Raw genomic sequence first — 8,350 nt, forward strand, 5'->3', positions numbered from 1 at the left:
AAGAAAAGTTGAGAATTTGATTCTCAACTTTTCTTTTTGTAGTCTCACATTTATTTCTCTTCCAAAATTAAGCGGAAACCTGATCCATGTACATTTTCTATTTTGATCGCTGGATCATCTTTAAAATATTTTCTCAACTTGGTCACGTAAACATCCATACTACGGGCCGTGAAATAATCGCTGGCTCCCCAGATCTCATTCAAGGCCTTATCACGTTGTAACAGACCATCCCGATGATAATATAATAATTCCAGCAAACGAGACTCTTTCGGGGTCAACTTAATAACTTCATCACCTTTTGTAATCGTACGCAACTCCGTGTTAAACAAGTAAGCTCCCAATTCTATCAATTTAGGTTTCACTTCCGTTTCTTCATGTTCGCAACGGCTGAGAATAGCTTTAATCTTAAAGATCAACAATTCGGAATCAAACGGCTTAACAATATAATCATCTGCCCCAATCTCGTAACCCAATTTCATGTCATCCTTCATACTTTTAGCGGTGATATACACGAAAGGTACTGTAACGTCCAGCTCCCGGATTTTCTTACCTAAAGTAAAGCCATCCATCTCGGGCATCATCACATCCAATAGACACAAATCGAACTTTTCCTTACGAAATGCTTCAAAGCCATCGACTCCGTTCGTGCAGTGTATCACATCGTAATCGGATAACTCCAAATAAGATTTCAGAACCGACCCGAAACAAGGATCGTCTTCTACCAAGAGTATTTTATGTCCCATATCTATTTATTTATATATTTACTATTTCAACTCTCCATTTTAAAAATAATCTCTACTTGAGTCCCCTTATTCTTCTTCGAGGTTAACTGGATCTCTCCGCCATGCAATTCCACGATCGATTTTGCATAGCTCAACCCCAATCCGAACCCTTTCACGTTATGCACGTTCCCGCTAGGTACCCGATAGAAACGTTTGAACACCTTGTCCTGCGCCTCCTTCGGAATTCCGATTCCCGTGTCTCGAACTCCAATAATAAAACGGTTACCCTCCTGTTTCGTGTATATGTATATATTCAACGAATCATGGGAATATTTGATGGCATTATCAATCAAATTACAGACAACATTCAGCATATGTACCTCATCCGCAGATATTACATAACCTTCCGGATCTAGTTCGGCTCGAATAACTCCTCCCTTCTCTTCGACTTGTAGTCTGAAATGTTCTACGGCCTCATCCACCAGCACGTTCAAGTTTACAGGAACTTTTTTCAAATGTACTTCTCTCCGGTCCAGCTTAGCCTGCAACAAGATTCTTTCCACGTATTTATTCATCCGCTCGTTCTCGTTACGGATCATTGAATTAAACTTCAATATCTGTGTTCGATCGTTCAACACCTTTTCTTTCTCAATAGCAGACGTGGCCAGTGAAATCGTTGCCAACGGGGTCTTGAACTCGTGTGTCATGTTATTGATAAAATCATTCTTGATCACAGACAATTTCTGTTGTCGCATGATAATCACGATCGTAATAATAAACACGCTCATCAAACCGATAATACAAAAACCCGAAGCGATAAACATCCATCCCATATTATTATAGAAAAGAGAATCCTTCGTGTCAAACATCACACACAGGTTAGCATCTTTCGTGGTCTGGTCATTGGGGAACAACTCTACGTAATAGAATCCTTTTGTTCCCTTTTCCTTGATATATTGTACGATTTGCTCCCGGGTCATAATCTTCCACGTGAACGGGTTATCAATTCCCGTATTGATCATTTCCTCTTTCAAGTAAGGATTTAAATCAACGTTCTCCAAACGTTTCTCCACCTGCGCCATCTGCGGATCTTTCTCCCTCAAATAACGAATCACAAACTCCCGTACCAGATCCATCATTCGCTGACGTTCCAACGAATCGGCTAATCTTTCGGCCTCCGATGTCGCAGAACGCATCACCTGATAAAGGATATTATTATCCCGGTCCGTTTCCAAGATATAGCCGGGGCCCATCCGTCCTCCCGGATTCATGAAAATCCTCAACATGCTAGAGATATTTCCCCCCTGCCCTTCTCCGACTTTACCTTTAGAGAAAGCAAGCGAAAAAAGAGAGATTTCGTTATTACCCGGATCTTCATCCGCCAATACAGAATCCTGAGCATGATTCATCGTAGAAATAACTTCCTCCACCTGCGTGTAGCGTTCTTTCAAATCATTAAAAAGACGAATATTATTAGTTTGCTCAACCAGATTAACAGCCTTCCCTAAAACATCGTACACCTTTGAGGTGAAACGAGCCTCACCTTCCCGCATACTATATTTCATCCAAATCCATTGCACGCTCACCACCGCAATAAAAGCGATAAGCATAATGATAGATAATATTCTGATTATTATTTTTTTAATCATAAGCTGCCATATACAATCAGCGAAAATAGCATTTTTTATTTCATCATGCAATGACTTGAAAAGAAAATATCATGAAAAAGAGGTACCCGGGTAAGGTACCTCTAAAAAACAACTAAGTAATAAAAACGGGAAAATTAAAACCACTATAATGGTTTTATGCTTTATTTTAGTTTGCTCTCTAACACTTTGTAAATGTTACTTTCTTTATTTTCAACCGTCATTTTGTTGAATAGTTTCTTTTGCAAATCCAAACTATCCACTAACTGGTCTTTAATCAAAAATAAAGAAATTTCTTTACGCGGGTTAGCAACAATCAAATCTCTTGTCCAATTGGCTTGTTTTTTCAGAAAACGTTGTTTTTGCAACTGGTGAATACCCAGCATAACTTCATCATCCTTGGTAAGTTTTTCTTTTTTACTGATCTTTTCTATACGCTTGTCAATCTTGGCAATATCTTCACCAAATCTTTCCTTGTACATCTTCTTGATTTCCTTGTACTCGTCCATCAAACCAGAACCATCAGCTTCGATTTGATCCGGGAATTTGATTTTACCTTTGATCCAGATCATATCTTTTGTATCCAGAATAGCCTCAACCGTGGCCTTTCCATCAATATCAACCCATACTCTTCCCGGGATTTTAAACTGATCTGTTCTTAAATCTATTTTACCATCTTTCACCTCTTGTTGAGCCAAAATCGTCAAACCCGGTTCGCCCGGCATCTCTGCCAGTAATTTTACAGTTCCGTTCAGTCCTTCTACTTCTCCCCGTACTTTTACAGTATCACTATCGCATGCACAGAACAAAAGTGTGGCAAGTGCTAAAAATAAACTAAATCTTTTCATAATAAATAAGTTTTGTCTCCCATTCATGTCTTATCATGAATGTAAATTTCATCTGTTATTTTATCAAGCTCTTATAATAAACCATACATCACAGCGAGCAATATTACCCCCTGTAAACATGGACAAATATACAAAAAAATTTATAACCCCACACTTCTTAAAAGTAATTTAGCAGAGCTTGATGGTTTCGGTGCATCAACATCGACAATTCGCCCCTCCGGATCAATCAGCATATAGCGGGGCATTACAGTAACCATATAGCGAGAATAGAATGCATACGTATTGTTTACGACATAATGTTCTCCGGGGAGATTTTTTACTTGTCCCAGCCATTGGGAAGGTCCCATGCAAAAAGTAGCGAAAAGAATATTCTTATCTTTATACTCTTCGACAAGTTTTTTCCACTCAGCCTGAACCTCTTTATCCATCTCTCCATAGCTAGAAGCCCAAACAGATATGTATAGGAATTTACCCCTCAAATCTTTTAAGTACAATGCCTTTCCGTTACTATCCTGTAAAGAAATATTCGGAGCGGTAGCCCCCGGAGACAACTTACGCCAGCGATCTACCAGTTGTTTTATCTTCACCATTTTACTGGTATCAGACACTTCATTCCAACATACTGCCAATAAATAATCGGCATCTTTCAACCCATTTTCCTGAAAATAATTATAAACAACCTCGGATAATAAATAATCCCGAACCTTTACACTATTAACATTTGAGCGGATATAATTAACCAAGCGACGCATACTGAAATTTTGTCCCTTGTAATAAATATAATTCAAAACAAAACGTTGGTAACAATCAAAAGCTAACATATCCTCGTTGTTAATGTCAAACTCGGACACGAAATTATCATACAACACTCCCGGTTTATACAATGTATCAAAAGCAACATGACTACGAGGATAATGTATTGCCTGCTCTGCAACACGATACCTGATCCGTTCACGTTCTTGCTTCGTGAATTCTTCTCCCAAGTTCTTTGCCTCTAACAAAACGGTACTGGTATTAATATTTTCCCGCATCCGATTCACAAAATCCTTCTCATTCAGTTTATATAAATTAGGATCGTAAATGAAATATCGATTTTGTTGTTCCTTCAAATAAGTATTAATTGCACTCAATGTACCTTTAAACTGCAAGGAATTGGACACATTCCTCACGTTATTCATACTGATTTCTAAATCTTCTCCAGGTGTTAAAAAAACTTGAATCGAATAAGGAATGAAACGAGCATAGGTACCCTTTTCCAGTTCTATTTTACCGGAAAAATAATGTTTCTCATCCAGGCGGAATTTATGAAGGCTATCGTTTACTTGAAAATAAACAACAGTATCACCTGTCTCTACCCGGCCCGATACTTGCACACTTTTATTACGAGTACAAGCAACGAAAAGAATAATAATTATTATACCTACAAAACTCCTCATGCGTCAACACATTAATTTTTAGAATACAAAGATATATATTCAGCAAAAAACTATGTGTTAAAAAAAAGGTAAATAAAAAAGGCAACCGCATGGTTGCCTTTTTGCATATCTTAACAGATAATTATTTTGTTATTGCAATGAAGTCGTTGTTTTCAAAGAATTTAGCAAATTCCATATCGGTTGCAGCCAATTGTTTGAATGAACCATCCAAAGAACATGCTTTTCTCAAGTTTTCGATTACTGCAGTTGCATCATTGGTTCTAGCACCAATAACAGCTTTCAAGTAATAAGACATCGGACATTCTTTGTTTTCAGCATTCAATTTCTTCAACGCCTCGTTATTATTTCCAGCAAGCACGTTAGCTAAAGCAGCATTCACACAATTGCATTGACCGAAATAATTTACAGCAGCAGCATAGTCACCGCTCTTGATAGCCACGATACCTTTGTTATAGTTTACTTCGTCACCAGCACCGGTAGCAGCACCAAAATAAATTTCAGCTTGTTTCAAATCACCATTTTTCAAAGCTACAGCACCCAAGTTGTTTTGAACAACTGGATTGTTAGCTGACATGGAATTAGCTTTATTGAAATTAGATTGAGCAGCAGCGATATTACCCATTTCAAATTGAATCATACCTGCATCGTTGAAACCTCTCCAGTCATTCGGGAATTGTTTCATACAAGCCTCATAGATAGCTAATTTATCATTGTTATTATCGAACAAAGTAGCAGAATAAAGTAATTCTTCTACATTCAAGTCTGCCGGATTTGATTTAGCTAAAGCTTTCAATTCATCGTCTGACTTACCTATCAATTCGGTATTTACAACAAACAAAGATCTTCTTAATTTCGGAAGGATCTGATCAGCAACAACTGCGAAAGCAGATGCGATATTTCTGATTTCTCTCTCTCTTACTTCAGGATCAGAGTGCATTGACAATACGCGAAGGATCAATTCTTTATCCTGAATATTTGATTCTTCCATAGCTTTCTTGAATCCGTCCCAGTCTTCAGCTACAACGAAATTCTTGAAGAAATTCTCGTCTTTATACTGATCAACTTTACCTTTCTTCATTTGTTTTTTCAAGAAAGTAGAAGAACTCTTTTCACGTTGGTTAGCTAATTTCTCGTTGAAATCATAAGCACCATCAGGAGAAGCGTATGATCTAACATCAATTCCGTTCAAGTTCATATTTTCTTTCGCTGCAGCTTCTTTGATGTAAGCCTCTAACTTTTTCATTTCTTCAGAAGTCATTTCTTTAGAACGAATGTTTGCAGAGTTAATCAAATAATAGATAGCAGCCTCTTCCTGTTGCTTGATAATCCGTTGGAATTTATCCTCTCCGACTGAAGTTGCAGGAGCGTTTACTACCAAAGTTTCAGTAGCAATCACACCATCGCCAATTTTTCTCGGATCGAATTTCACGGTTTTGGCACCTTTTGCCCCGGTAATATCGATTTCCAAATCAGAAAGTCTCATTGCATCCTCGTAAGGAATACGGCTCATGTAAGAAACGGTCTTACCAGCTTCGTAAGGAATCACTTCTGCATTACCCTGAACTTTCTCACCTTGGATAGCTTTCATTTCATAAGCTTTCTCTCCTCCTTTGAAACGCAATACAGGGGTAGCCTCAATAGCCACTTTTTTGTTAAAATATTTAGCCGGGAAAGTTACGTCTATCTTCAAATCAACCATTCCTCCTTTAGCCACTAATGTCTCCGGAGTAACAGAATACGTGATTTCTCCTGCACGTTTCTTCATTTTATTCAATGAAGAACAGGACACAGTTATTAACCCAGATAAGGCAACAACGGCAACAAAACCTAATGTTTTTTTCATACTCGTCTTAATTTTTATTGTAATACTCAAATTAGTTCACTTCCTTTTTCACAAAACAAATGTATAAATTTTTATTAATATATAAAAGGCTACACAAATTTTGTACCAAAAACTAATGAATTTTATCCAAAATCAGTTTCTCCGCTCTTTCCAGAGCTTTACTAACCCCCTCAGGATTTGATCCTCCGGCAGTTGCGAAAAATGGTTGTCCACCACCACCACCTTTAATTTCTTGAGCAGCATCCTTGACGATCTGCCCGGCATGCAATCCAAAGTCTTTCACCAGAGTATCGCTGAACATCACGGTCAAATGAGGCTTATTATTAAAGACACCACCAATCACCAGAATGAGGTTATTCAACTCCCCTTTTAGCTGGAAAGCAATATCTTTCACGTTTGCCGGGGGCATCATAACCGTCTTCACAATCATGTTAATATCACGGATTACACGCTTTTCGTTCTTCCACCCTTCTTTCATGATCCGTAAACTCTCCTGCGTGAATTTCTCTACATCTTTCTTTAATCCCTCGTTTTCGTTCAACAGTTCTCTAACATTCTCTAATACACCTCGGTTAGACTTAAACATACTATCAATTTCCTTCATCATCTTGAAATAATTCAAGATATATTCTTCCGCCTTCGCTGCCGTAATGGCTTCTATACGACGAACCCCGGCAGAAACGGAACTCTCTGAAATAATCTTGAAGAACCCGATTTGCCCCGTGGCATGGGCATGCGTACCTCCACACAATTCCACAGATTCCCCAAATTTCACCACACGGACCAAATCCCCATACTTCTCCCCGAAGATAGCCATCGCCCCCATTTTCTTGGCTTGCCCGATAGGTATAGCCCGACTTTCTTCCAACGGATAATTCTTACGAATTTCCTGGTTCACTATGGCTGCAACTTTCTCCAACTCTTCGTCAGTTACCTTCTGAAAATGGGAAAAGTCAAAACGCAAATACTCGTCACTCACGTATGATCCTTTCTGCTCCACGTGCGTTCCCAACACTTTCCGCAAAGCATAATGCAACAAGTGAGTTGACGTGTGATTATTCTCCGTGGCAACCCGTTTGTCCAAATCCACCTTTGCCGTGAACACCTGAGTCAAATCCTCCGGCAAACGGTCTGTTATATGAACCGTCAACCCATTTTCTTTATGAGTATCTAAAACATTAATCTTTTCCGTTTCTGAAATCAACCAGCCACGATCACCGACCTGTCCTCCACTCTCTCCGTAGAATGGAGTTATATTAAACACCAGTTGATAAAGCGTTTTTCCTTTCGTACTCACCCGGCGATAACGGGTAATCTGCACTTCTGTTTCCGTGTAATCATACCCCACAAACTCCTGGGTATCATCGGCAATCAATTCCACCCAATCATCCGTGTTCACGGCAGCAGCCGAACGGGAACGTTCTTTCTGAGCTTCCATCTCGGCCTTAAACTCCCGACGATTTACCACCAATCCGTTTTCTTTCAAAATTAACTCGGTCAAATCCAACGGGAAACCATAAGTATCATACAACTCAAAAGCCACATTCCCCGGTACAGTCAAGAAATCTTCCGCCTTGGTCTTCTCGATAATCTTATCCAATAACTTTATACCTTTATCTAATGTACGCAAGAAGGCATTTTCCTCTTCTTGTATTACCCGCTCAATCAATACCCGCTGGGAAGAGAGTTCCGGATAGTGTTGCCCCATAACCTCAATCAACACCGGCACCAACTTATACATGAATGCATCCTTCTGATCCAAGAATGTATAAGCATAACGAACAGCCCGACGTAAGATTCTCCGGATCACGTAACCGGCTTTCACGTTCGAAGGCAACTGCCCGTCTGTAATTGA

Annotated in this window: 6 protein-coding genes; all 6 read right to left on the reverse strand. The window is 39.1% G+C overall.

Going from position 1 to position 8,350, the window contains the following annotated elements:
• Window positions 1-50: 50 nt before the first annotated feature.
• On the reverse strand, window positions 51-743 hold the full coding sequence (locus AB5542_RS09600; protein WP_087419711.1) for a response regulator transcription factor: 693 nt from the start codon (window positions 741-743) through the stop codon (window positions 51-53).
• Window positions 744-769: 26 nt separating this feature from the next.
• On the reverse strand, window positions 770-2,371 hold the full coding sequence (locus AB5542_RS09605) for a sensor histidine kinase (protein WP_229782492.1): 1,602 nt from the start codon (window positions 2,369-2,371) through the stop codon (window positions 770-772).
• Window positions 2,372-2,532: 161 nt separating this feature from the next.
• Window positions 2,533-3,216: a hypothetical protein gene (locus AB5542_RS09610; RefSeq protein ID WP_118305377.1), complete on the reverse strand. Its 684-nt coding sequence runs from the start codon at window positions 3,214-3,216 to the stop codon at window positions 2,533-2,535.
• 140 nt (window positions 3,217-3,356) lie between these two features.
• Window positions 3,357-4,652 carry a TlpA family protein disulfide reductase gene (locus AB5542_RS09615; protein WP_118305345.1) on the reverse strand — a complete coding sequence of 432 codons (1,296 nt, stop codon included), beginning with the start codon at window positions 4,650-4,652 and terminating at the stop codon, window positions 3,357-3,359.
• Between the two features lie 121 nt (window positions 4,653-4,773).
• Window positions 4,774-6,495 carry a tetratricopeptide repeat protein gene (locus tag AB5542_RS09620; RefSeq protein ID WP_087419708.1) on the reverse strand — a complete coding sequence of 574 codons (1,722 nt, stop codon included), beginning with the start codon at window positions 6,493-6,495 and terminating at the stop codon, window positions 4,774-4,776.
• A gap of 112 nt (window positions 6,496-6,607) precedes the next feature.
• A partial coding sequence (gene alaS, locus AB5542_RS09625) for an alanine--tRNA ligase (RefSeq protein ID WP_368243043.1) occupies window positions 6,608-8,350 on the reverse strand: 1,743 nt, incomplete at its 5' end.

It is taken from the genome of Butyricimonas sp. RTP31003st1_G1_RTP31003_210430 (assembly GCF_040920905.1).
In the GTDB taxonomy this organism is placed as follows: domain Bacteria; phylum Bacteroidota; class Bacteroidia; order Bacteroidales; family Marinifilaceae; genus Butyricimonas; species Butyricimonas paravirosa.

Coding starts and splice junctions, on each gene's coding strand:
- AB5542_RS09610 (WP_118305377.1), bottom strand. CDS start 3,216: ATGAAAAGATTTAGTTTATTTTTAGCACTTGCCACACTTTTGTTCTGT.
- AB5542_RS09605 (WP_229782492.1), bottom strand. CDS start 2,371: ATGATTAAAAAAATAATAATCAGAATATTATCTATCATTATGCTTATC.
- AB5542_RS09615 (WP_118305345.1), bottom strand. CDS start 4,652: ATGAGGAGTTTTGTAGGTATAATAATTATTATTCTTTTCGTTGCTTGT.
- AB5542_RS09600 (WP_087419711.1), bottom strand. CDS start 743: ATGGGACATAAAATACTCTTGGTAGAAGACGATCCTTGTTTCGGGTCG.
- AB5542_RS09620 (WP_087419708.1), bottom strand. CDS start 6,495: ATGAAAAAAACATTAGGTTTTGTTGCCGTTGTTGCCTTATCTGGGTTA.